The organism is Hydrogenophaga laconesensis (assembly GCF_031457235.1).
Taxonomy (GTDB): domain Bacteria; phylum Pseudomonadota; class Gammaproteobacteria; order Burkholderiales; family Burkholderiaceae_C; genus Hydrogenophaga; species Hydrogenophaga laconesensis.
The window spans coordinates 121,261-144,157 of the sequence record NZ_JAVDWE010000004.1; the positions used below are offsets into that span (position 1 = coordinate 121,261).

Below are 22,897 nucleotides of genomic sequence, written 5' to 3' on the forward strand. Positions count from 1 at the left end.
TGATACTAGATGGGCCCTTTTGACGTGTGTCGGGTGGGCCGATCAACGGCACGATCGCGGTGATGTTCAGCGCTTCTTGGCGGCCGTCTTGGTCGCGTTCACGGCCGAGGCGGTCACGGTGTTGAAGTTGGCTTCGGCCATTTCGGTGGCTTGCTTCACAGCCTTCTGAACCGATTCCATGGCGTTGTTGGCGGCGGAAACGGCGCTCTTCATCACGGCGACGGCGGTTTCGGAACCGGCGGGCGCATTCTTGGCGGCGTTGTCCACGACAGCCAGAAACTTCTTCTGGGTGTCGCTGGCCTGCGCTTCAGCGGCCTTGCCGAACTCGGCGCCAGTACCGGCGGCGATGTCGTACAGGTGGCGGCTGTAAGCCACGGTCTTTTCAGCCAGGGGCTGCATCAGGTTGGCTTGCAGGGACAGCAGTTCCTGTGCGTCCTTCACGCTCAGCAAAGCCTGGGCGCTGTTGGCGGATTCGGACAGGGCGGCCTTGGTGGCTTGCACGTTCAGATCGACCAGCTTTTCCACGCCTTCGAAGGCTTTCTGGGTCAGGCCGAAAAGGGTTTCGATGTTGGCTTTCTGGGCGGCAACGATTTGTTCAGCGGTCAACATATTCAATACTCCTAAACTTTGTAGAAAACAGGGCTTAGTTGAAGGCTGCGGAGAACACGCGCTGTCTGGACGCTGTTGTTTTTTGTTCGTTTTGCTGCGCTGCAACATGGTTTGAATTATAGGGATAACCCGCAGCCATGCAAGCGTTTTTTGTTGCGCTGCAACATTCTAGACACCGGGTTCTAAAACTCGTTGCCGCCACTGAGGTTTCGCCCTGCGTCCACAATGGGCCAGCCCGGGCAACCGCCCACTTCCTCCTTTGTCCGTGCAAGCCTTCTACGCTGACCACTTCGTTCTGCCTTTGCCCGAAGGACACCGTTTTCCCATGGGGAAGTACGCGCGGCTGCGCCAGCGGTTGCTCGCCGAATTGCCCGAGGTGAAGATGCAGGAAGCGTTGCCAGCCAGCCGGGATGAACTGGCGCTGGTGCACGCCTTGAGTTACATCGACGCGGTGGCCACGGGCAGCCTGAGTGCGGCGGCACAGCGCGAAATTGGCTTTCCCTGGAGCCCGGCGATGGCCGAACGGGCCCGTCGCTCGGTGGGCGCCACCTTGCAGGCGTGCCGCAGTGCCTTGAGCGGGGGATGGCTGGCTGCCAATCTGGCGGGAGGAACGCACCACGCGTACGCCGACAAGGGCAGCGGGTTCTGCGTGTTCAACGATTTCGCCGTGGCGGCACGCCTGATGCAGAGCGAGGCACCCGGCTTGCGCGTTGCGATCATCGACCTGGATGTGCACCAGGGCAATGGCACGGCAGCGATCTTCGCGCATGACCCCACGGTGTTCACCCTGTCCTTGCACGGTGCCAGAAACTTCCCATTCCGCAAGGAGCCCAGCGATCTCGACGTGGAGCTGCCCGACGGTTGCGCCGACGTTGAGTATCTGGAGGCGTTGGAACGCGCGCTCGACGAGCTGGAGCGGCGCTTCGAACCAGACCTGGTGTTGTACCTGGCGGGTGCTGATCCTCACGAAGGTGACCGGCTTGGGCGCCTGAAGCTCAGTTTCGATGGCCTGGAAGCGAGAGACCGCCGGGTGATGGACTGGGCCTGGCAACGGCGTTTGCCGCTGGCGTTCGCCATGGGTGGCGGTTATGGCCACGACCCCGAAGCCACGGTGCAGGTGCAAGTCAACACCTACCGCACCGCATTGGAGTACGCCAGCCACTGGGCCGTGATGGCGCCCGCGCGCGGGACAGTTGCCGGGTCAACCCACTGGCACAATGCCGCGGCATGAACACCAGCACGCGCCCCCAAGCCTTGCCCCGCAGCGCCTACCGCGCATTCCGCGCCATCGGTACGCGCTGGAGCGACAATGACGTCTATGGCCACGTCAACAACGTCGTCTACTACAGCTGGTTCGACACGGCGGTCAATGCGCACCTGATCGAGCAGGGCGCGCTCGACATCCACGGTGGCGAGGTGATCGGCCTGGTGATCGAGACGCAGTGCAACTATTTCGCGCCACTGGCTTTTCCGCAGACCGTCTGGGCTGGCCTGCGCGTGGCGCACCTGGGCAGTTCCAGCGTGCGTTATGAGGTCGGCCTGTTCGCCGAGGGTGAAGACCTTGCGGCGGCCTGTGGTCACTTCGTGCATGTGTATGTGAACCGCCAGACCCGTCGGCCAGTGCCCCTGCCGGACATCCTGAAGAAAACCCTGGAGACCTTGCAATGAGCCAGAACCCCGCGACGTCCGTCATCGACGCTGCCAGCGTTGATGCCGCGATCAACAGCCGCATGTCCGTGCGTGCGTTCCTGCCCGACCCGGTGCCACGCGCCACGATCGAACACCTGCTGCGACTGGCCGCCCGTTCACCTTCGGGCACGAACACGCAGCCCTGGAAGGTTTACGTGCTGCAGGGCGCGAGCCGCGATGGTCTGGTGGAGAAGGTGTGCGCGGCCCACGATGCGCTGCGTGCCGATCCATCGCTGGCCGCCGTGTACAAGGAAGAGTACGACTACTACCCGGAAAAATGGGTCAGTCCCTACATTGATCGCCGCCGGGAGAACGGCTGGAGCCTGTACGGCCTGCTGGGCATCACCAAGGGCGACAAGGACAAGATGCACGCGCAGCACCAGCGCAACTTCCGCCTTTTCGACGCGCCCGTGGGTCTGATGTTCACGTTGGATCGCATCATGGGGCGGGGCTCGCTGGTGGATTACGGCATGTTCCTGCAGACGATCATGGTCGCCGCGCGCGGCCACGGCCTGCACACCTGCCCTCAAGCGGCATGGAACGGATTTGCGAAGATCATCCTGCCGCACATCGGTGCCGGCGAGAATGAAATGCTGGTCTGCGGCATGGCGCTGGGCTACGCCGACCCGAACGACCGGGTCAATGGATTTCACACGCCGCGCGAAACCGTCGAGAGCTTCACCCGCTGGCTGGAATAATCGCCGGTTCCATTTCTCATTCAAAGGACAAGATCATGATCACCACCCCCAGCGGCCTGCAGTACGAAGACACCGTGGTCGGCAACGGCGAAGTGGCCAAGGCCGGACGCCCGGTGCAGGTGCACTACACCGGCTGGCTCTACAACGATGGCGTCCAGGGGGCCAAATTCGACTCGAGCAAGGACCGTGGCCAGCCATTCGAGTTCCCGCTGGGCGCGGGACACGTCATCAAAGGCTGGGATGAAGGGGTGCAGGGCATGGCCGTCGGTGGCACGCGCCGCCTGGTGATTCCTGCCGCGCTGGGTTACGGCGCGCGTGGTGCCGGTGGCGTGATCCCTCCCAACGCCACACTGCTGTTCGAAGTCGACCTCCTGGCGGTCTGAAGTGCACGGCGCCTCACGCGGGCGCCATTCAGCGCCCGGCGAAGGCGCGAACGGAGACAACATGACACCAACCACTTCGCGCCAGGCGGGTCTGGCCGCGATTCTGGCGCTCGGCCTGATGCCGGGTCTGGCGCAAGCCGCTGAACTCGATGGCAGCCAACTCTCGGTGTGGTGGGGTGTGCCGTTCGCTGGTGTGCTGCTGTCGATCGCGCTGGTGCCCTTGCTGGCCCCGGCGTTCTGGCACCACCATTTCGGGAAAGTGTCGGCGGCCTGGGCGCTGGCTTTCCTCGTGCCTTTCGCGGTGGTGATGGGACCCGGCGTGGCGGGTGCGAGTGTGGTGCACGCGCTGCTGGCGGAGTACGTGCCCTTCATCATTCTGCTCACGGCGCTGTTCACCGTGGCCGGCGGCATTTTCGTGCGTGGCAACCTGCATGGCAGCCCGGCGTTGAACACAGGTTTGCTCGCCGTGGGCGCGGTGCTGGCCAGCTTCATGGGCACCACGGGCGCGTCGATGCTGTTGATTCGCCCGCTGATTCGCGCCAACGACAACCGCAGGCACCAGGTGCATGTGGTCGTGTTCTTCATCTTCATCGTGTCGAACGCTGGTGGTGCGCTCACGCCGCTGGGCGATCCGCCGCTGTTCCTGGGCTTCCTCAAGGGTGTGGACTTCTTCTGGACCATGTCCCACCTGTGGGGGCAGGCCCTGTTCCTCATCGGCACGCTGCTCGTGCTCTTCTATGCCATCGACTGGTGGTACTACCACCGGCGCGAAGAGATCCGCCCGCTGGACCCGACGCCCGATACCGCACGCGTGGGCTTCGATGGCGGGGTGAATTTCGTCCTGCTCGGCGCGGTGGTCGCGCTGGTGCTCATGAGCGGCCTGTGGAAGTCGACGGTGGAGTTCGACATCGCCGGCACCGAGGTGGGCCTGCCAGGCCTGTTGCGCGACCTGGGGCTGATCGCGGTCACCCTGGTCTCGCTGAAGCTGACGCCGGCCCGCGTGCACGAGAACAACCAGTTTTCATGGGGGCCGATGCAGGAGGTGGCCAAGCTGTTCGCCGCCATCTTCCTGACCATCGTCCCGGTGATCGCCATGCTCAAGGCTGGCGTGGAGGGCCCGTTCGGCGCCGTGGTGCGCGCGGTGACGAATGCCGATGGATCACCCAATCCCGCGATGTATTTCTGGGCCACGGGTGCACTGAGCTCCTTCCTGGACAATGCACCCACGTACCTGGTGTTCTTCAACACCGCTGGCGGTGACCCGCAGATGCTCATGACCACCCTGGCGCCCGTGCTGGTGGCGATTTCCGCCGGTGCCGTGTTCATGGGCGCCAACACATACATCGGCAATGCGCCCAACCTCATGGTGAAGGCAATTGCCGAGGATCGCGGCATCCGCATGCCCAGCTTTTTCGGTTACATGCTCTGGTCGGTTGGCATTCTGGTGCCGCTGTTCGCGCTGATGACCTGGATCTGGTTTGTCTGACCCACACAAGGAAACTTACCGATGACCTCCCGTCCCTCCATCCTGGTTGCCCGCCAAGTCTTCCCCGAAGTGGTGGACAAGCTGCGGCAGCACTTCGATGTCGACACCAACGAGGACGACGCGCCGCTGGATGCCGCGCAACTGGTGGCGAGACTGCAGGGCAAGGTCGGCGTGATCACCACCGGCAGCGAGCGCGTCGATGCCGCGCTGGTCACCGCCTGCCCGCAACTCAGGATCGTGGCCAACATCGCAGTGGGCTACAACAACTTCGATCTGCCGGCCATCACCGCGGCCGGCATTCTGGCCAGCAACACGCCGGACGTGCTCACCGAAACGACGGCGGATTTCGGTTTCGCGCTGCTGCTGGCCACCGCGCGGCGCCTTACTGAGAGCGAGCATTTCCTGCGCGCCGGCCAGTGGAACCGCTGGGCACTGGACATGTTCGCTGGCGCCGAGGTCAACGGCAGCACGCTGGGCATTCTGGGCATGGGCCGCATTGGCCAGGCCATTGCCCGGCGTGGCGCACATGGCTTCAACATGAACGTGATCTATCACAACCGCTCGCAGCTGGACGCCACCACGGAGGCCGAATGCAAGGCGCGCTATGTGAGCAAGGAAGAATTGCTGAAGACGTCGGATCACCTGATCCTCGTGCTGCCTTACAGCGCTTCGTCGCACCACGCGATCGGAGCGACCGAGATCGCCCAGATGAAGCCGACGGCCACCCTGGTCAACATCGCACGCGGTGGCATCGTGGACGACGCGGCCCTGGCCGCTGCGCTGCGCGAGAAGCGCATTGCCGCCGCCGGGCTGGACGTGTTCGAGGGCGAGCCCAGGGTTCATCCCGACCTGCTCGCCGTACCCAACATCGTGCTCACCCCGCACATCGCCAGCGCCACTATCGCCACCCGAAAGGCCATGGCGCATCTCGCAGCGGACAACGTGATTGCCTATCTCACCGAAGGCAAGACCGTCACCCCGCTCAACCCTGAAGTGGCGGGCAAGCGCTGAACGGATGGCGATGAACAACGACGGGCTTTCCTGGCTTCTGCTGATCGGGGTGGCGCTCAATCTGGTGCTGGCCGTGTGGCTGCTCTTGCGGCGCCAGACGGTGGACCCGCAGGAACTGGTCCACCGGGAACGCCTGCTCAGCCAGATGCAGCAGCAGGCGCAACTGGTGGGGCAGCGCGTGGAACACGTGGAGAGCGAGCTGCGCCGCGAGATCAGCGAGCAGTCGCGTGGCGGCCGGCAGGAAATGCAGCAGACGCTCGCCACCTTCCAGGAGACACTCTCGCGCCAGGAGGCCGAGGCCACGCGCACGCAGAACGCACAGCTGGACGCCTTTGCCTTGCAGCTGGTGCAATTGCGCGGCACGCTGGGCGACACGCTCACGCGCCAGCTGCAGGACATGAGCGAAGGCAACGCGCGCCGGCTGGCCGAGATCCGCACCACGCTCGATGCCCAGCTGGCGCAACTGCAGCAGAATAACGCCGCCAAGCTCGATGAGATGCGTGCCACGGTCGACGAGAAGCTCCAGAGCACATTGCAGGCGCGCCTGGGCGAGAGCTTCAAGCAGGTGGCCGACCGCCTGGAGCAGGTCCACAAGGGCCTGGGTGAAATGCAGACGCTGGCGCAAGGCGTGGGCGACCTCAAACACCTGCTGACCAATGTGAAGACACGCGGCATGTTCGGCGAAGCCCAGCTGGCGGCGCTGCTCGAACAGGTGTTCGCACCCGATCAGTACGCGGTGCAGGTGATGACCAAGCCGGGCAGCCGGTTCACGGTCGACTTCGCCATCAAGATGCCCGGCCGCAGCGAGGACGGTTCCCCGTGCTGGCTGCCCATCGATGCCAAGTTCCCGAACGAGGACTATGAGCGCCTGCTCGACGCGCAGCAGCGCGCCGACGTGGAGGGTGCCGAGATGGCCGCGCGTGGGCTGGAGCAGCGCGTCCGGCTGGAGGCAAAGTCCATGGCCGACAAATACCTGCAGCCGCCGCACACCACGGATTTCGCCATCCTGTTCCTGCCGACTGAAGGGCTGTACGCCGAGGTGCTGCGCCGTCCGGGTCTCATGGAGCTGCTGCAGCGCGAGCACCGGGTGACGCTGGCCGGGCCGACCACGCTCATGGCCATGCTCAATTCGTTGCAGATGGGCTTTCGCACGCTGGCGCTGGAGAAGCGTTCCAGCGAAGTGTGGCAGGTGCTGGGCGCGGTCAAGACCGAGTTCGGCAAGTTCGGCGACGTGCTCGCGCGCGTCAAGAGCCAGACCCAGACCGTGCTCAACACACTGGACAGCGCGGAGACGCGCAGCCGCGCGATGGGCCGTGCGCTCAAGGCGGTGGAAGCGCTGCCCCAGGACCAGGCCAGCGCGCTGCTGCCGCTGGACCCCAACGACAACGGAGACGCTTGAGCCCCGGTCTGCGGTTCGTCCTGGCACGCCTCATTGCGGCGCAGATCTGCCTGCATGCCTGCATGACCGGCTTTCGCATGGCCGCGCCACTGATGGCGCTGCGCGAGGGTTACAGCCCGGTGGCCGTTGGCGTGTTGCTCGCGCTGTTTGCGCTGGCTCCGGTGTTCATGGCCTTGCCGGCCGGACGCTACGCCGACCGGCGCGGCCTCAAAAAGCCTGTGAAACTGTCGGTCGGCGTGGCGATGACGGGTGCAGCCCTGGCTGTTGCGTTCCCCGTGTTCCCCGTGCTTTGCCTGACGGCACTGACCTGCGGCGCGGCCACCGGCATGGCCATGATCGCCCTGCAGCGTCACGTGGGCCGCCTGGCCCATGGCCCCACCGAGCTCAAGCAGGTGTTCAGCTGGATGGCCATCGGCCCGTCGATCTCCAACTTCCTCGGGCCGTTCACTGCGGGCTTGATGATCGACATCTTCGGTTTTCGCGCGGCCTTCCTGCTGCTCGCGCTGTTGCCCTCGCTGGCCTGGTTCTGGGTGCGGCACACCGTCGAACATGAGCCTGTGGCGCCGGAGTTGCGGCAGACCAGCGGCTCCTCGTGGAACCTGCTGAAGGACAAGGGTTTCCGTCAGCTGATGATGATCAACTGGATGTTGTCGTCCTGCTGGGACGTGCACACCTTTCTCGTGCCGGTGCTGGGTCACGAGCGCGGCCTGAGCGCCACCGTGATCGGCACCATTCTCGGTGCCTTCGCGCTCGCCGCCACCGCCATCCGCCTGCTCATGCCGTTGCTGGCGTCGCACCTGCGCGAGTCGGTGGTGATCGGTTCGGCCATGGTGGCTACAGCCTTGCTGTTCGCCGCCTATCCCTTCGTGCACGCTGCCTGGGCGATGGGCATTCTGTCGGTGCTGCTGGGTTTCGCGCTGGGTTCGGTGCAACCCATGATCATGAGTTCGCTGCACCAGATGACACCGCACCACCGCCATGGCGAGGCGCTGGGCCTGCGTGCCATGGCCATCAACGGCTCCAGTGTTGTCATGCCTCTGATGTTCGGCTCGGCCGGCACGCTGATTGGTGTCGGTGCCGTGTTCTGGCTGGTCGGCGCCGTGGTGGGTCTGGGGTCGCCGCTGGCGTGGCGCTTGCCGGCACCAGCGCCCGAAGCGCCGCAGCGCGTGTCCTGACGCTCAGGCCGCTGCGAGCTTGCAGTCGGGGGTGCCCACCGATTGCACGTGCTGGCCAGCAGGCACGTTGAAGCCCAGGCCGGCCAGATACACGTCCATTGTGTCCCGACCGCTCTCGACCAGATCGAACGCGTCTGGCTCGAGCAGCCAGTTCTGGATCAGACCGTCCATGATCACGTGCAGGCCCAGAGCGGCGGTGGCGATCGACACTTTGAGTCGAACACCCTCGCGTGCCACGGCCTGCTGCAGGATCTCCTCGGTCATCGTCATGCACTCGTTGCGCACTTGCAGGTGGCGGTCGCGCACGGCCTGCATTTCGCTCACGTATTCGACCTTGTGGGTGGCCACCTCGAACACGCGGCGTGTCTGTTCGTCGGTGGCGGTCTGCCGCAGCGCGCTCATCATCGAGTCGCGCAGGGAGAGCAGGGGGGCGGCGGCGGCATCGGCTGCGCGCGCGGTGCAGGCCAGCGTGCCTTCCAGCGGCATGGTCACGCGTTCCATCATGGCGTTGAACAGGTCGGCCTTGTCCTTGAAGTGCCAGTAGATCGCGCCTCGGGTGGTGCCAGCGGCGGTGGCGATGTCGTTGAGCGAGGTGCGCGAGACGCCGCGCTCCTGAAACAAATGCTCGGCAGCATCCAGCAGACTGTTGCGCGTTGCCAGCGCATCGGCTTTGGTGCGTCGAACCATGGTGTGTGTCTCCAGAATGGAAGCCCTTGGGAATTCGGAGGACTATACATACATTCTTGTATGTATGTATACTTTGCCGCTTTGCGACAGCACAAGCTGCTAGGGTATTCCCTGCAGTTGCCGTTTCTCCCTCTTCATACCCAAGGACTCCCATGCCTGCCTTGAGCCCTATCAAGTCCGCGCCCGTTTCGCGCACCCGGTCTGCCTCTCCGTCCCCGGCCCGTCTGTTGCAAGGTTTGTCTGTGCTGGCCTTTGCCGCGGTGCTTGCCGCCTGCGGCAAGTCTGAAGCACCCGCAGCGGCCGCTGCGGGGGGCGGCATGCCCGCGCCCGAAGTGGGTGTGGTCACCGTGGCCCTGGGCGACGTGGGCCTGACGACCGAATTGCCGGGCCGCCTGGAAGCCTCGCGCGTCGCGCAGGTGCGGGCACGCGCCGCCGGTATCCTGCAGGAGCGCCTGTTCCGCGAAGGCAGCGACGTGAAGGCGGGGCAGCCACTGTTCCGCATCGACCCCGCGCCGTATTCCGCCGCGCTCCAGAGCGCCCAGGCCAGCCTGGCCCGTTCGCAGGCGAACCTCACGCAGGCCACGGCGTTGGCCGATCGCTACGCACCGCTGGTGAAGGAAAACGCCATCAGCCAGCAGGAGTACGCCACCGCCGTGGCGTCGCAGAAACAGGCCGAAGCGGATGTGGCTGCCGGCAAGGCCGCGGTGCAGACCGCCAACATCAACCTGGGTTACGCCCGCGTGACCGCACCCATCTCAGGCCGCATCGGCCGCGCGCTGGTGACGGAAGGTGCGCTGGTGGGGCAGGGCGAAGCCACGCAGCTCGCCGTGATCCAGCAGATCAATCCCATGTATGTGAACTTCACGCAGTCCGCGGCCGAGGTGTTCAGGTTGCGCAAGGCGATGGACAACGGCCAGCTCAAGGGTGCCGGTGCGCAGGCAGCATCTGTGCAGGTCATCCTGGAAGACGGCAGTGTCTATGAGCAACCCGGCCGCCTGCTGTTCTCCGACCTCACGGTCGACAGCGCGACGGGTCAGGTGACGCTGCGCGCTGAAGTGCCGAACCCCAAGGGCACACTGCTGCCCGGCGTGTATGTGCGTGTGCGCCTGGAGCAGGCCATGGCCGGCAATGCGATCACGTTGCCGCAGCAGGCGGTCACGCGCTCGGCACAGGGCGACACGGTGTCGGTCGTCGGCGCCGACGGCAAGATCGCCTCGCGTCAGGTGAAGGTGGGGGGGCAGCAGAACGGCCAGTGGGTCATCCTCGACGGCGTGAAGGCCGGTGAGCAGATCATGGTCGACGGTTTCCAGAAGCTGCAGATGATGCCGCCCGGTACGCCGGTGAAGGCGGTGCCCTGGCAGAAACCCGGCAGTGCGCCAGCCGCACCGGCAGCGCCAGCGGCTTCGGCGCCGGCCACCGAGACCGCGAAGTAAGGGGCGCCCGACATGGCGAAGTTCTTTATTGACCGGCCCATCTTTGCGTGGGTGATCGCGCTCTTCATCATGGTGATGGGCGGTGTGGCCATCACGCAGCTGCCCATCGCGCAGTACCCGCCGGTGGCGCCTCCGGCGATCGTCATCAATGCCGCCTATCCTGGCGCTTCGGCCGCCACGCTGGAGGACAGCGTGCTCTCGGTGATCGAGCGCGAAATGAACGGCTCACCCGGGCTGATCTATATGGAGTCGGTGGCTCAGGCCGACGGCTCCGGCAGCATCACATTGAGCTTCGAGACCGGCACCAACGCCGATCTGGCCCAGGTGGACGTGCAGAACCGGCTCTCGCGCGCCACGCCACGCCTGCCTGCGGCGGTGACGCAGCAGGGCGTGCGGGTGGACAAGTCGCGCAGCAACTTCCTGCTGTTCACCATGCTGTCCAGCGACGATCCCGCCTGGGATCCGGTGGCGCTGGGTGACTACGCGTCGCGCAGCGTCGTGCCCGAGTTGCAGCGCCTGCCCGGTGTGGGCCAGGCGCAGCTGTTCGGCACGGAGCGCGCCATGCGCGTCTGGATCGATCCGGCCAAGCTGCTGGGCTTCAACCTGAGCGCGGCCGATGTCAACAACGCCATCCGCGCACAGAACGCCCAGGTGTCGGCTGGTGAGATCGGCGCGCTGCCCAACGTGGGTGGACAGAGCATTGCGGCCACGGTGGTGGTCAATGGTCAGCTCGGTACTGTCGAGCAGTTTGGCAACATCGTGCTGCGCGCCAGTGCCGATGGCGCCACCGTGCGCCTGAAGGACGTGGCCCGTATCGAACTGGGTGGCCAGGCCTATGCCACCTCGGCGCGGTTGAACGGTCAGCCGGCCGTTGGTATCGGCGTGCAGCTGTCGCCCAGTGGCAACGCGCTGGCCACAGCGAACGTGGTGCGCGAGAAGATGGCGGAACTCGAGCGCTTCTTTCCCAAGGGCATGAGCTGGTCGATTCCCTACGACAGCTCTCGTTTCGTGAAGATCTCGATCCAGCAGGTCGCACAGACCCTGGGTGAGGCCATGCTGCTGGTGTTCCTGGTGATGTTCCTGTTCCTGCAGAACTTCCGCTACACCATCATCCCGACCATCGTGGTGCCGGTGGCCCTGCTGGGTACGTTTGCGGTGCTGCTGGCCATGGGCTTCTCCATCAACGTGCTGACCATGTTCGGCATGGTGCTGGTCATCGGCATCGTGGTGGACGATGCCATCGTCGTGGTGGAGAACGTCGAGCGCATCATGAGCGAGGAGGGGCTTCCTCCTCTCGAGGCCACACGCAAGGCCATGTCACAGATATCGGGTGCCATCGTCGGTGTGACCGTGGTGCTGATCTCGGTGTTCGTGCCGCTGGCGTTCTTCGCAGGTTCCGTGGGCAACATCTATCGACAGTTCTCGGCGGTGATGGGTGTGTCCATCGCGTTCTCGGCGTTCATGGCGCTGTCGCTCACGCCGGCGCTGTGTGCGACGCTGCTCAAGCCGGTCGAGGCGGGTCACCACCACGAGAAGAAGGGATTCTTCGGGTGGTTCAACCGGGGCTTCTCGCGCACCGCCAAGCGTTACGAAAGCGGCGTGGCCGCGCTGCTGCCGCGCGCCGGTCGAACGCTGATCATCTACGTCGCCATCGTGGCTGCCGCCGTCGTGGTCTACATGCGTCTGCCCACCTCGTTCCTGCCGAACGAAGACCAGGGCACGATGCTGGTGAACGTGCAATTGCCGCCGGGTGCCACGCAAGAGCGCACGCTCGAAGTGATGAAGGGGGTGGAAGATTTCATCCTCAAGCAGCCCGAGGTGCAGAGCATGGTGGGCGTGCTGGGCTTCAGCTTCTCGGGCCAGGGCCAGAACGCCGCACTCGCCTTCGTCACGCTGAAGGATTGGGCCGAACGCCATGCCCCTGGCAGTTCTGCCGAAGCATTGGCAGGCCGCGCGTTCGGGGCGCTTTCCGGTATCCGCGATGCCTTCATCTATCCGCTGAGTCCTCCCCCCATCCCCGAACTGGGTGCGTCTTCCGGCTTCAACTTCCGTCTGCAGGACCGTGGTGGCCTGGGCCGCGAGGCCCTGCTGAATGCACGCAACCAGTTGCTGGGCATGGCTTCCCAGAGCAAGGTCGTCACTCAGGTGCGCCCGGACGGTCTGGAGGATGCACCGCAACTGCAGATCGACATCGACCGGGACAAGGCCAATGCGCTGGGTGTGGGCTTTGACGCCATCAACGCTGCGATCGGCACCGCTTTGGGTTCGAGCTATGTGAACGACTTCCCGAACGCGGGCCGCCTGCAGCGCGTGGTGGTGCAGGCCGATGCGCCGGCACGCATGCAGCCCGAGGACCTGATGCGGCTGAACGTGATCAACAGCAAGGGCCAGGCGGTACCGTTGTCGGCGTTCGCCAGCACGCACTGGATCACGGGCCCGATGCAGACCGTGCGGTACAACGGCTATCCGTCCATGCGCATCAGCGGCAGTGCGGCGCCTGGTTTCAGTACCGGCGCAGCCATTGCCGAGATGGAGAAACTCGCCGCTCAGCTGCCTCAGGGTATCGGCTACGAATGGACCGGCCAGACGCGTGAGGAAAAGCTCGCGGGTTCGCAGGCCATCATCCTGTATGCCTTCGCGATCCTGGCGGTGTTCCTCTGCCTGGCCGCGCTGTACGAAAGCTGGACCATTCCGATGGCGGTGATTCTGGTGGTGCCGCTGGGCGTGCTCGGTGTGCTGCTGGCCACGCTGTTGCGCAATTACTCGAACGACGTGTACTTCCAGGTGGGGCTGATCACCATCATCGGCCTGTCAGCGAAGAACGCGATTCTGATCATCGAGTTCGCCAAGGACCTGCAGGCGCAGGGCAAGAGCGTGATCGCGGCGGCACTGGAAGCGGCCCACATCCGCTTCCGCCCCATCATCATGACCTCCATGGCATTCACGCTGGGTGTGCTGCCGCTGGCCATCGCTTCGGGCGCTGGCTCGGCAAGCCAGCGCGCCATCGGTACGGGCGTGATCGGCGGCATGCTCACCGGCACCGTGCTCGCGGTCGTGTTCGTGCCCATCTTCTTCGTGGTCGTGCGTTCGATGTTCAAGGGCAGCGAGCGCCAGCGCCGGCGCGATGCCGAGCAGGCCGCCGCCCACCATGGCCCAGGAGTGCAGATCGATGTATGACATGACCCCCCCCCGCGCCGCCTTTGGCGTCACCCCTCCCAGGGCGCGCGTTGTGCGGCCTGGCGAAGCCAGTTCCGCCAACGCACTGGATATCTCACCTCGCCGCGCGGTGCGGCTGGCGCTGAGTGCGCTGGCTGTGGCAGCGCTGTCGGCTTGCTCGCTGACGCCGAAGTACGAGCGTCCTGCTGCACCGGTGGAGGCGCAGTACCCTGCGCTGGCGCCGGCCGCCGCCGCCGGTGTGCCATCGGGTGCCGATATCGCCTGGCGTGAGTTCGTGGGCGACGGACGTCTGCGCGAGCTGATCGCGCTGGCGCTGAAGAACAACCGGGACCTGCGCGTGGCCACGCTCAACATCGAGCAGGTGCGCGCGCAGTACCAGATCCGTCGCGCCGACCAGTTCCCGACCATCGGCCTGGCTGCGAGCGGCAACCGCCAGCCCGATGGCACGGGCGGTATCCAGAGCACCTACAGTGTCGGCCTGGCGCTCAGCAGCTGGGAGATCGACTTCTTCGGCCGTCTCGGCAGCCTGAAAGAGGCGGCTCTGGCGCAATACCTTGCGAGCCAGGAGGCACGCCATGCCGCGCAGACCAGCCTGGTGGCGGCCGTGGCCAGCACTTGGCTGAGCCTGCAGGCCAACGACGAACTGCTGGCATTGACCGAGCGCACTGTGGCCACACGGGAAGACTCGCTTCGCCTGAGCAAACTGCGCTTTGACAACGGCGCCACGTCCGCGCTGGATCTTCGCCAGGCCGAATCGCTGACCGCGGCGGCGCAGTCGGCGCTGGCCCAGCAGCGGCGCCTGCGTGCGCTGGATATCAATGCGCTGACGTTGCTGGTGGGGCAGACCCCGCCGGCCAACCTGCTGCCTGTGCCACCGACCATGCCCGCCCAGAACACGGCGGCCAATGGTGTGGCCGTACCCAACGCGCCCGTGCCTGCGGCTTCGATGCTGCGCGAGGTGCCGGCCGGTCTTCCGTCCGACCTGCTCATCCGCCGCGCCGACATCCGTCAGGCCGAGCAGCAACTGATCGCCGCCAACGCCAACATCGGCGCCGCGCGTGCCGCGTTCTTCCCGCGCATCTCGCTCACTGCGAGTGCAGGTACCGCAAGCAGCAGCCTTTCGGGCTTGTTCAAGGACGGTTCCTGGGGCTTCACACTGGCCCCTCAGGCATTGCTGCCCATCTTCGACGCGGGGCGCAACCGTGCCAACCTGGATTCGGCGAACGCGGGACGCGACATCGCCATCGCCCAATACGAGAAGGCGATCCAGACCGCGTTCCGCGAAGTCGCGGACGCGCTGGCGGGCAGCGCAACGCTGGGCGACCAGCTGAGTGCGCAACAGCTGCAGGCCACCGCCGAAGCCGAACGTTTCCGCCTGGCTGAATTGCGTTACCGCAATGGTGTGGCCAGCTTCCTTGACGTGCTGGACGCGCAGCGCTCACTCTTCGCCACCCAGCAGGCGTTGGCGCAGACGCGATTGGCGCAGCAGCAGAACCAGGTGAACCTTTACAAGGCTCTGGGCGGTGGATGGAATTGACCCCCTGCGCCGCTGACGCGGCTTCCCCCTGAAGGGGGGGACGCGCGCAGCGCGGCGGGGGTTATCCCTTCAAGTCGTAGAAGCGCAGGATGTGCTCCCACGCTGTCTGCGGGTCGTCCACGTACTTGAACAGGTCCAGGTCTTCCGGCGAGATCGTGCCTTCCTCGACCAGCACCTCCAGGTTGATCAGGCGCTTCCAGTAGTCCGACCCGAACAGCAGGATGGGCACCGGCTTGGACTTCTTGCATTGCACCAGTGTGATCACCTCGAACAGTTCGTCGAGCGTGCCAAAGCCGCCGGGGAAGGCCAGCAGGGCCTTGGCGCGCATCATGAAGTGCATCTTGCGCAGCGCGAAGTAATGGAACTTGAAGCTCAGATCGGGTGAGACGTAGGGGTTGGCCGCCTGCTCGTGGGGCAGGGCGATGTTCAGGCCCACCGTCGGTGCGCCTTCGTCGTGGGCGCCCCGGTTGGCCGCTTCCATGATGCCGGGGCCGCCGCCGGTGCAGATGAAGAGTTGTTCGGCCTTGGCGCACTGGGCGCTGTAGCGCGCCACGGTGCGGGCGAATTCACGGGCATGGTGGTAGTAGTGCGCATTGCGCACCAAGGCTTTCGCACGCTTGATCTCGCGGGCATCGCCACTGCGCTCGGCGCGCACCAGCTGTTCCTGAGCCTCACTGGCTTCGCGGAAGCGCGCGCTGCCGAACACCACGATGGTGTTCTCGATGCCCGCATCGCGCTGTGCCAGATCGGGCTTGAGCATCTCGAGCTGGAAGCGGATGCCGCGGGTTTCGCGCCGAAGCAGGAATTCGGGGTCGGCAAATGCCAGGCGATAGGCATCGGCCTGCAGAGGCAGGCCCTCATTGGCGTGTGTCTGGAGATCGGCCCAGGCGTCGGCCAGGCGGCGCTCGTTCAGGTCTTGGGTGGCTTCCATGGTGTGGATTCCTTCGGTGTTGTCATGTGATGGGGATGATGCCGCTCACAGGGCGAGTGCCAGTGCCAGTGGCACGAAGACCACAGCCAGCGCATTGCCGAGCATGATCATGGCACCGACCTTGTCGGGCTCCTGGTGGTAACGGTCGGCCAGCATGAACTGCATCACGGCGGGAGGCAGGGCCGCGAACAGCAGCAACTGTCCACGTGCTGCGCCCTCAAGGCCCAGCACCCCGGCCAGCGGCAGCGCAATGGCCAGGCCAATGAGGGGCCGGGCCAGCGCACCGGCCAGGCCCAGCGCCAGCCCGCTGCGCGTCAATGAGGTGAGCCGCACGCCCAGCGCGAACAGCATCATCGGCAGAAGTGCATCGCCCAGCAGTCTCAACCCGGAGAGCACGACGTCGGGCGGGCGCACATCCGTGAGCGCGCTGGCAAACCCGAGGGCCGTGGCGATCATCAGCGGGCTGGTGAAGAGGTCGCGCGTGCGCGCCGTGCGGCTGGTGATGCGTGCACCGAGTGAGAAATGCAGCAGGTTGCTCACAGAGAACAGCGCCACGGCGGCACCGAAATGCGCCGGCCCGAACGCCAGCAGCGCCAGCGGCAGCCCCATGTTGCCGCAGTGGTTGAACATCACCACCGGCACCAGCGTGCGTGGCTGTGTACCCATGGCGCGCGCGAGCGGCCAGGCCAGCAGCCCGCCGCCCAGAATGATCGCCGTGCCACCCGCGAGCAGGACAAGGTGGTCGGCGATGACGAAGTCGCGCGAGGCCAGGGCGGAATAGACCAGCATGGGCGCGAGCACATCCAGCGCGATGCGGTTGAAGGTGAGCATGTCCGGTGCCTGCCGGCGCGCGTACAGGAAGCCGATGGCCACGATGAGGAACACCGGGATGATGACGTCGGCAACGCGGGCAATCAGTTCCATGCGGGTGGCATCGGGCGGGATTCGGAAAGCGAAAAGGCTCCCTCGGGAGCCTTTTCAAACGCGAGTCTGGCGTGGAGGTCGCTCAGACGCGCTTGCGGTATTCGCCGGTGCGCGTATCGATTTCGATGCGATCACCCTGTGCCACGAACAGCGGCACGGCGACTTCGAAACCGGTGGCGATCTTGGCGGGCTTGAGCACCTTGCCCGAGGTGTCGCCCTTGACGGCCGGCTCGGTCCAGGTGATCTCGCGCTCGACGCTGGTGGGCAGCTCGACCGAGATGGCCTTGCCGTCGTAGAACACCACTTCAACAGCCATGCCGTCTTCCAGGTAGTTCAGGGCATCGCCCATGTTTTCTGCTTCCACTTCGTACTGGTTGTACTCGGCGTCCATGCAGACATACATCGGGTCGGCAAAGTAGGAATAGGTGCACTCCTTCTTGTCCAGGATGATCTGGTCCATCTTGTCGTCGGCCTTGCAGACGACTTCGGTCGCCATGTTGTTCAGCAGGGCCTTGAGCTTGAGGCGAACGGTGGCCGCGCCACGGCCGCCACGGCTGTATTCGGTTTTCAGGACGATCATCGGGTCCTTGCCGTGCATGATGACGTTGCCGGCGCGGAGTTCTTGAGCGATTTTCATAGGAGTTCCAACAGTTGGGCCGCTTGCTTCCGGTGCGGGCTGGACACCCGGAAGCCGAGCTGAGGGCTGCGATCTGAGCGGCGAGGCAGATGGCCGGCGGAGTCGGTGGCTGGAATCGGGTCCGGGACCGGTTTTTCCGCAAAGCCTCGGATTTTATCGCTTTTCCTGCACGAAACCGATCAGCTGGCTGCAGAGATCGGGCTGCGCGAGCAGCCGCGTGCGCGCGGCCCCTGCGCAGGCGTGCCAGTCCTCCAGCGTCGTCGCGTCAGGCCAGACCGCCTGTGCCGTACCGATGCCGTTCCAGGCGCGGTGGAAATCCCGCAGGGACCTCGGTGCCTGCAGCCAGTCGAGGAATGCTTCCAGCTTGGCGTGGTGTGCGTCGTCGTGCTGTGGGTAGATATGCCACACGAACGGCCGGCCAGTCCAGAGGGCGCGGGTGAGTGAATCCTCGCCACGCACGAAGTTGAGGTCGCACGCCCACAGGAGATGGTCGAATTCGCGTTGCCCAAGCCAGGGCAGGGCATGCAACCGGCAGGTCGGACCCGGCTGCCCGTGGCTGTCGATCGTGGCTTGCACCGCCTGCCAGGCCCTTCCCGGCGTGATCAGCCAGTCGCTCGGGATGGCGTCCTGTCCGGCCTGTTGCAGCACAGTGGCCATGGCGGCGGGTTCGTAGCAGAAGAGGCTGACCCGTCGCGAACCGGGCTGTCGGCTGATGTGCATGCTGTCCAGCCAGCGGTCGGCATCGAAAGCGGCCTGTCGCGCCAGCACATCCGGTTCTCGCAGCAGGCCACCAGTCCGGGCGGTGAACCCGGGGTAGAAGAAGGCTTTGGTGAGGCCGCGCGCCGGCCCGCTCATGACGGGCGACGGCAGGCGGTGCGAGCGCTCCACATACGACTCGGCGCTCAGGTACTCGAGGTTGATCCAGACCGGCGCACGGGCACCGCTGTTCACCCGCGCGCCCATTGCCGCGACGCACGCTGGCGGTGGCTCACAGCCGAAAGCTTCGATCCACACGTCGGCCTCGGGCAGAGGGGCCGCCAGATCGGCAGGTAGAGGTGAGGTCCAGAGCAAGACCTCGATGCCGCTGACGCCTCCTTGCAGCGCGCCGGGAGCCATCCAGGACAGCGGCTGTGGGTCGTCCATCCACAAGCGAACCTGCTCGCCCCGACGTGCCAGGTCCGCAGCCAGCCGCCAGCAGACACCCGCGTCGCCGAAGTTGTCGATCACCCTGCAGAAGATGTCCCATTGCATGCCAGCCATTGTCGGGGCTTGGCGGCATCCGTTGGACGGGCTACAGTTTGCGGGCGCTGTAGCCCAGCTCCTTCGGGGCGCTGCGGGCGCGGGAGACTTGCACCATGGCCCTGCAACGTTTCGTGCCCTGGCTGGCCGCGCTGGCGCTGACCCTGCCGCAACTGCATGCCCAGGAACTCATCACTGACATGAGTGCGGGGCAGCCCACGGGCCGCTACGCGTTCGCCAGCAGTTCGCCTCGCAGCCTGCCGGAGCTGCTCAAAGGGCCCGGGCAGGGGGATCCGGCGCAACCGGTCGGACACTGGTTCCTTCCCCCCGGAAACGACCGTGGGCCGGCGGTGATCCTGATCCATGGCTCTGGTGGCATCTACGACGCGATGCTCGACTACTGGCCGAAGCAGTTCAATGCGGCGGGTATCGCGGTGCTGGCGGTCGACTCCTTTGGCCCGCGTGGGGTGAAAAGCACGGCGGATGACCAGTCGCAGGTGCCTTTTACCGCCGATACCGCCGACGCCTTCGCCGCGCTGCGCCTGGTGGCCAGCCATCCGCGTGTCGACCCGGCACGCGTCGCGGTGATGGGGTTCTCGCGCGGCGGCATCACCGCCTGGCGCACAGCGGTCGAGCGCATCGTGGCGTCGCAAAAACTGCCCAATGGTCTGCGGTTCGCCGCCCATGTGCCTGTGTACGCCGGCGGTTGCGTGGGCATTTTCCGGCTGGTGGTGAAACCCGGGGTGTTTTCCACCCGTGCGCCGATGTTGTGGGTGCATGGCGACGCCGACGATTACACGCCGATCGGCGCCTGCCGCGAGTACGCCGACCGGATCGCGAAGGCGGGCACGCCCGTGGAGTTCGTCACCCTCGAAGGCGCCCAGCACAAGTTTGACCAGGACGACACGCGCCGATTGAATCTCCGTGGCGCGCAGAAGACCCTGGAAACCTGCCCGCTGGAATTCGACATCGACAGCCTGATGATGTTCGACCGCAGCACCGGCCAGCGGTTGATCGGCGACGCCATCCAGGCTGTCACCAGGCAGTCGTGCAGCGCACAGGGTGCCCATGTGCAAGGCGACGCCGCCGCACGCGACAAGGCAGCCCAGGCCATCCTCGCCTTCTTCCGCAAGACGCTCGGTTCGCGCTGAGGCCATCACGTCGGTGGGGATGGCAGGGCCGGGCGACAATACCCGCCCATGTCCGACACGCATCCCGAACAACTGCTCAGTGAAGTGGCCGCCCTGCCAGGGCTGCCTGGCGTGTACCGCTACTTCGATGCCCAGGGCCAGCTGCTCTACGTGGGCAAGGCGCGCAACCTCAAGAAGCGCGTGTCGAGCTATTTCCAGAAAAGCCACGACGGCACGCGCATCGGCCACATGGTCGGCAAGATTGTTCGCATGGAGACCACCGTGGTGCGCTCCGAGGCAGAAGCGCTGCTGCTGGAGAACAACCTCATCAAGACGTTGAACCCGAAGTTCAACATCCTGTTCCGCGACGACAAGAGCTATCCGTATCTGAAGATCACCGGTACGCGCGAGCTGTTCAAGCCGTCGGCCAAACCCCTCTCGCCTTCGTCTGCCTTTCCCCGCATGGCCTACTACCGGGGTGTGGTGGACCGCAGGCACAGCTATTACGGGCCGTACCCCAGTGCCTGGGCCGTGAAGGAGTCCATCACCCTGCTGCAGAAGGTGTTTCGCCTGCGCACGTGTGAAGACACGGTGTTCGCCAACCGCACGCGGCCCTGTCTGCTGTACCAGATCAAGCGCTGCAGCGGCCCCTGTGTCGACCTGATCGACCACGAGGTCTACGCGCAAGACGTGCGCGATGCCGAACGCTTCCTGCGCGGTGAGACCCAGGCCGTGCTCGACACGCTGGAGCAGCGCATGCTCGCGCACGCCGAAAAGCTGGAGTTCGAGCAGGCCGCCGTGATCCGCAACCAGATGAGCGCGCTCTCGCGCGTGTTGCACCAGCAGGCGATGGACACCGTCTCGGACAAAGACGTGGATGTGCTCGCGGTGAAGGTGCATGGGGGCCGCGCCTGCGTGAACCTGGCCATGGTCCGTGGTGGCCGCCATCTGGGTGACCGGCCGTACTTTCCCGCCCACGTGGACGATGCCACGGCCATCGATCACGCGCTGGCTGACGAAGGCGGTGAAACCCCGGTGCCGGGTGATCCGGCGGAGCGTGTGGCCGTACAGGTGCTGGAGGCGTTCATCGCCCAGCACTACCTTGGCGTGGCCATGCCGCACACGCTGGTGACCAGCCACCCGGTGGGCAAGCCGCTGCTCGATGCGCTGAGCGAGCAGACGGGTGCGAAGGTGAATGCCGTTCACAACCCGCGCGAACACCGGCGCATCTGGCTGGAGATGGCGCAGAAGAACGCCGACATCGCGCTGGCGCGCCTTTTGGCCGAGGAAGGCAGCCAGCAGGCGCGGACCCGCGCACTGGCCGACGCACTGAACCTGCCCGATGACCAGCTCGATGCCCTGCGCATCGAGTGCTTCGACATTTCGCATACCGCCGGCGAATCCACGCAGGCATCGTGTGTGGTGTTCGAGGGGCACAAGATGCAGAACAGCCAGTACCGCCGCTACAAGATCGACGGCATCACACCGGGCGATGACTACGCGGCCATGCGGCAGGTGCTGCTGCGCCGGTACGGGCGGATCGCCGAAGCCTTGCGAGCGGAGGAGGGCACAGCCGATCCCCTGCCTGCCGAAACGGTGGATGCCAGCGATGCACCCGAGGAGTCCGCGGCGACGGAACCCACGGTGGAGTCGGTGGCCGGGCCTCGCATGCCCGATCTCGTGCTGGTCGACGGTGGCAAAGGCCAGGTGAGCATGGCGCGCGAGGTCTTCGAACAGCTCGGGTTGGACCTGTCTCTCATCGTCGGTGTGGAAAAGGGCGAGGGCCGCAAGGTCGGCCTGGAGGAACTGGTGTTCGCCGACGGACGTGAGAAGGTCTACCTCGGGCACGATTCCGCCGCACTCATGCTGGTGGCGCAGATACGCGACGAGGCCCACCGCTTTGCCATCACCGGCATGCGCGCGCAACGCGCCAAGGTGCGCACCGGTGGGAGCCGGCTGGAAGACATCCCCGGCGTCGGCCCCAAGAAACGCGCACGGCTGCTGCAGCGTTTCGGTGGCGTGCGCGGTGTGGCGTCGGCCAGTGTCGACGATCTCTGCACCGTGGAAGGCATCTCGGCCGAACTGGCCGATGCCATCTACCGCGCCTTGCACTGAACACCGGAGGCTGCGGTTTCACGACGGTCAACGCATAATCCACGCCATGTTCTTCAACCTTCCCACCTTGCTCACCTGGGCACGCATCGTCGCCATCCCGCTGATCGTGGGCGTGTTCTATGTGGAGAGCATGAGCGTTGCCGAACAGAACCTGGTCGCCACGGTCATGTTCATCGTGTTCGCCCTGACCGACTGGGCCGATGGCTACCTGGCCCGAAAGCTCAACCAGACCTCGGCCTTCGGGGCGTTCCTCGATCCGGTGGCCGACAAGTTCCTGGTCTGCGCGAGCCTGCTGGTGCTGGTGCACCTGGAGCGTGCCGACGTGTTTGTCGCGCTCATCATCATTGGCCGCGAGATCGCCATCTCGTCGCTGCGCGAATGGATGGCGATCATTGGTGCGACGAAGAGCGTGGCTGTGCACATGGTCGGCAAGGTCAAGACCATGGTGCAGATGATCGCCATCCCTTTCCTGCTGTTCCACGGCACGCTGTTCGGGGTGATCGACACGCAGCGGTGGGGCACCTGGCTGATCTGGATTTCCGCCGTGCTGACCATCTGGTCCATGGTGTATTACCTGCAGAAAGCCATCCCCGAAATCCGCGCCAAGTCGCGCTGAACGCGCCTGGCGCGAAGAGTT

20 protein-coding genes are annotated in these 22,897 nt (G+C 65.5%); 14 read left to right on the forward strand and 6 right to left on the reverse strand.

All coding sequences use genetic code 11. The annotated features are described in order from the left end of the window. Window positions 1-66 precede the first annotated feature (66 nt). Window positions 67-609, reverse strand: a complete 543-nt coding sequence (locus tag J2X09_RS09140) for a phasin family protein (RefSeq protein ID WP_204733310.1) — start codon at window positions 607-609, stop codon at window positions 67-69. Between the two features lie 265 nt (window positions 610-874). Between J2X09_RS09140 and J2X09_RS09145 the strand changes: the two genes are divergently transcribed. From J2X09_RS09145 to J2X09_RS09180, 8 genes are all read left to right on the forward strand, one after another. Continuing rightward, a complete protein-coding gene (locus J2X09_RS09145; RefSeq protein ID WP_204733188.1) occupies window positions 875-1,840 on the forward strand; it encodes a histone deacetylase family protein in 966 nt (321 codons plus the stop codon). Continuing rightward, window positions 1,837-2,277, forward strand: a complete 441-nt coding sequence (locus J2X09_RS09150) for an acyl-CoA thioesterase (protein WP_204733187.1) — start codon at window positions 1,837-1,839, stop codon at window positions 2,275-2,277. The genes J2X09_RS09145 and J2X09_RS09150 overlap by 4 nt, the downstream gene beginning before the upstream one ends. Then, a complete protein-coding gene (locus J2X09_RS09155) occupies window positions 2,274-2,996 on the forward strand; it encodes a nitroreductase (protein WP_204733186.1) in 723 nt (240 codons plus the stop codon). The genes J2X09_RS09150 and J2X09_RS09155 overlap by 4 nt, the downstream gene beginning before the upstream one ends. A gap of 35 nt (window positions 2,997-3,031) precedes the next feature. Beyond that, window positions 3,032-3,379, forward strand: coding sequence for an FKBP-type peptidyl-prolyl cis-trans isomerase (locus J2X09_RS09160; protein WP_204733185.1), 348 nt, complete (start codon window positions 3,032-3,034; stop codon window positions 3,377-3,379). Between the two features lie 61 nt (window positions 3,380-3,440). Beyond that, window positions 3,441-4,865: a sodium:proton antiporter gene (locus J2X09_RS09165; protein WP_204733184.1), complete on the forward strand. Its 1,425-nt coding sequence runs from the start codon at window positions 3,441-3,443 to the stop codon at window positions 4,863-4,865. A gap of 21 nt (window positions 4,866-4,886) precedes the next feature. Next, window positions 4,887-5,876: a 2-hydroxyacid dehydrogenase gene (locus J2X09_RS09170; protein WP_204733183.1), complete on the forward strand. Its 990-nt coding sequence runs from the start codon at window positions 4,887-4,889 to the stop codon at window positions 5,874-5,876. 10 nt (window positions 5,877-5,886) lie between these two features. Beyond that, entirely contained in the window at window positions 5,887-7,275 is a 1,389-nt protein-coding gene (locus J2X09_RS09175) for a DNA recombination protein RmuC (RefSeq protein ID WP_204733309.1), read from the forward strand. A gap of 8 nt (window positions 7,276-7,283) precedes the next feature. Continuing rightward, complete coding sequence (locus tag J2X09_RS09180; RefSeq protein ID WP_204733308.1) at window positions 7,284-8,450, forward strand: MFS transporter; 1,167 nt, start codon at window positions 7,284-7,286, stop codon at window positions 8,448-8,450. 3 nt (window positions 8,451-8,453) lie between these two features. Here J2X09_RS09180 and J2X09_RS09185 read toward each other — a convergent pair whose 3' ends face one another. Continuing rightward, window positions 8,454-9,137: a TetR family transcriptional regulator gene (locus tag J2X09_RS09185; RefSeq protein ID WP_204733182.1), complete on the reverse strand. Its 684-nt coding sequence runs from the start codon at window positions 9,135-9,137 to the stop codon at window positions 8,454-8,456. Window positions 9,138-9,289: 152 nt separating this feature from the next. Here J2X09_RS09185 and J2X09_RS09190 point away from each other — a divergent pair, with 152 nt between their 5' ends. Genes J2X09_RS09190 through J2X09_RS09200 form a run of 3 tightly spaced genes read left to right on the forward strand, consistent with a single transcriptional unit; the run spans window position 9,290 to window position 15,284 of the window. Beyond that, window positions 9,290-10,570, forward strand: a complete 1,281-nt coding sequence (locus J2X09_RS09190; protein WP_204733181.1) for an efflux RND transporter periplasmic adaptor subunit — start codon at window positions 9,290-9,292, stop codon at window positions 10,568-10,570. Window positions 10,571-10,582: 12 nt separating this feature from the next. Further along, window positions 10,583-13,747, forward strand: coding sequence for an efflux RND transporter permease subunit (locus tag J2X09_RS09195; protein ID WP_204733180.1), 3,165 nt, complete (start codon window positions 10,583-10,585; stop codon window positions 13,745-13,747). Between the two features lies 1 nt (window position 13,748). Beyond that, window positions 13,749-15,284 (forward strand): efflux transporter outer membrane subunit, encoded by a 1,536-nt coding sequence (locus tag J2X09_RS09200; RefSeq protein ID WP_310308051.1) that lies wholly within the window; start codon window positions 13,749-13,751, stop codon window positions 15,282-15,284. A 61-nt stretch (window positions 15,285-15,345) separates the two neighbouring features. Here J2X09_RS09200 and J2X09_RS09205 read toward each other — a convergent pair whose 3' ends face one another. The 4 genes from J2X09_RS09205 to earP all read right to left on the reverse strand — a co-directional run bounded on the left by J2X09_RS09205 (window position 15,346) and on the right by earP (window position 19,027). After that, window positions 15,346-16,215 carry an LOG family protein gene (locus J2X09_RS09205; protein WP_204733179.1) on the reverse strand — a complete coding sequence of 290 codons (870 nt, stop codon included), beginning with the start codon at window positions 16,213-16,215 and terminating at the stop codon, window positions 15,346-15,348. 45 nt (window positions 16,216-16,260) lie between these two features. Beyond that, complete coding sequence (locus J2X09_RS09210) at window positions 16,261-17,139, reverse strand: AEC family transporter (protein ID WP_310308053.1); 879 nt, start codon at window positions 17,137-17,139, stop codon at window positions 16,261-16,263. Window positions 17,140-17,221: 82 nt separating this feature from the next. Next, on the reverse strand, window positions 17,222-17,776 hold the full coding sequence (gene efp, locus J2X09_RS09215) for an elongation factor P (protein ID WP_204733178.1): 555 nt from the start codon (window positions 17,774-17,776) through the stop codon (window positions 17,222-17,224). Between the two features lie 153 nt (window positions 17,777-17,929). Further along, window positions 17,930-19,027, reverse strand: coding sequence for an elongation factor P maturation arginine rhamnosyltransferase EarP (earP, locus tag J2X09_RS09220; RefSeq protein WP_204733177.1), 1,098 nt, complete (start codon window positions 19,025-19,027; stop codon window positions 17,930-17,932). A 104-nt stretch (window positions 19,028-19,131) separates the two neighbouring features. Between earP and J2X09_RS09225 the strand changes: the two genes are divergently transcribed. From J2X09_RS09225 to pgsA, 3 genes are read left to right on the forward strand one after another with little or no spacing between them, the layout of a single operon-like run. After that, entirely contained in the window at window positions 19,132-20,166 is a 1,035-nt protein-coding gene (locus J2X09_RS09225) for a dienelactone hydrolase family protein (protein ID WP_204733176.1), read from the forward strand. Between the two features lie 48 nt (window positions 20,167-20,214). Beyond that, the gene (gene uvrC / locus J2X09_RS09230) at window positions 20,215-22,260 is read left to right on the forward strand and encodes an excinuclease ABC subunit UvrC (RefSeq protein ID WP_204733175.1); all 2,046 of its coding nucleotides are present in this window, start codon (window positions 20,215-20,217) and stop codon (window positions 22,258-22,260) included. A 46-nt stretch (window positions 22,261-22,306) separates the two neighbouring features. After that, on the forward strand, window positions 22,307-22,876 hold the full coding sequence (gene pgsA, locus J2X09_RS09235; protein WP_204733174.1) for a CDP-diacylglycerol--glycerol-3-phosphate 3-phosphatidyltransferase: 570 nt from the start codon (window positions 22,307-22,309) through the stop codon (window positions 22,874-22,876). The last annotated feature ends 21 nt before the right edge of the window (window positions 22,877-22,897 follow it).

Excerpts from the sequence above, each read along its gene's own strand:
- J2X09_RS09140 (WP_204733310.1), bottom strand. The coding sequence starts at position 609 with ATGTTGACCGCTGAACAAATCGTTGCCGCCCAGAAAGCCAACATCGAA.
- J2X09_RS09150 (WP_204733187.1), top strand. The coding sequence starts at position 1,837 with ATGAACACCAGCACGCGCCCCCAAGCCTTGCCCCGCAGCGCCTACCGC.
- J2X09_RS09155 (WP_204733186.1), top strand. The coding sequence starts at position 2,274 with ATGAGCCAGAACCCCGCGACGTCCGTCATCGACGCTGCCAGCGTTGAT.
- J2X09_RS09160 (WP_204733185.1), top strand. The coding sequence starts at position 3,032 with ATGATCACCACCCCCAGCGGCCTGCAGTACGAAGACACCGTGGTCGGC.
- J2X09_RS09165 (WP_204733184.1), top strand. The coding sequence starts at position 3,441 with ATGACACCAACCACTTCGCGCCAGGCGGGTCTGGCCGCGATTCTGGCG.
- J2X09_RS09170 (WP_204733183.1), top strand. The coding sequence starts at position 4,887 with ATGACCTCCCGTCCCTCCATCCTGGTTGCCCGCCAAGTCTTCCCCGAA.
- J2X09_RS09175 (WP_204733309.1), top strand. The coding sequence starts at position 5,887 with ATGAACAACGACGGGCTTTCCTGGCTTCTGCTGATCGGGGTGGCGCTC.
- J2X09_RS09185 (WP_204733182.1), bottom strand. The coding sequence starts at position 9,137 with ATGGTTCGACGCACCAAAGCCGATGCGCTGGCAACGCGCAACAGTCTG.
- J2X09_RS09190 (WP_204733181.1), top strand. The coding sequence starts at position 9,290 with ATGCCTGCCTTGAGCCCTATCAAGTCCGCGCCCGTTTCGCGCACCCGG.
- J2X09_RS09195 (WP_204733180.1), top strand. The coding sequence starts at position 10,583 with ATGGCGAAGTTCTTTATTGACCGGCCCATCTTTGCGTGGGTGATCGCG.
- J2X09_RS09200 (WP_310308051.1), top strand. The coding sequence starts at position 13,749 with ATGACCCCCCCCCGCGCCGCCTTTGGCGTCACCCCTCCCAGGGCGCGC.
- J2X09_RS09205 (WP_204733179.1), bottom strand. The coding sequence starts at position 16,215 with ATGGAAGCCACCCAAGACCTGAACGAGCGCCGCCTGGCCGACGCCTGG.
- J2X09_RS09210 (WP_310308053.1), bottom strand. The coding sequence starts at position 17,139 with ATGGAACTGATTGCCCGCGTTGCCGACGTCATCATCCCGGTGTTCCTC.
- efp (WP_204733178.1), bottom strand. The coding sequence starts at position 17,776 with ATGAAAATCGCTCAAGAACTCCGCGCCGGCAACGTCATCATGCACGGC.
- earP (WP_204733177.1), bottom strand. The coding sequence starts at position 19,027 with ATGCAATGGGACATCTTCTGCAGGGTGATCGACAACTTCGGCGACGCG.
- J2X09_RS09225 (WP_204733176.1), top strand. The coding sequence starts at position 19,132 with ATGGCCCTGCAACGTTTCGTGCCCTGGCTGGCCGCGCTGGCGCTGACC.
- uvrC (WP_204733175.1), top strand. The coding sequence starts at position 20,215 with ATGTCCGACACGCATCCCGAACAACTGCTCAGTGAAGTGGCCGCCCTG.
- pgsA (WP_204733174.1), top strand. The coding sequence starts at position 22,307 with ATGTTCTTCAACCTTCCCACCTTGCTCACCTGGGCACGCATCGTCGCC.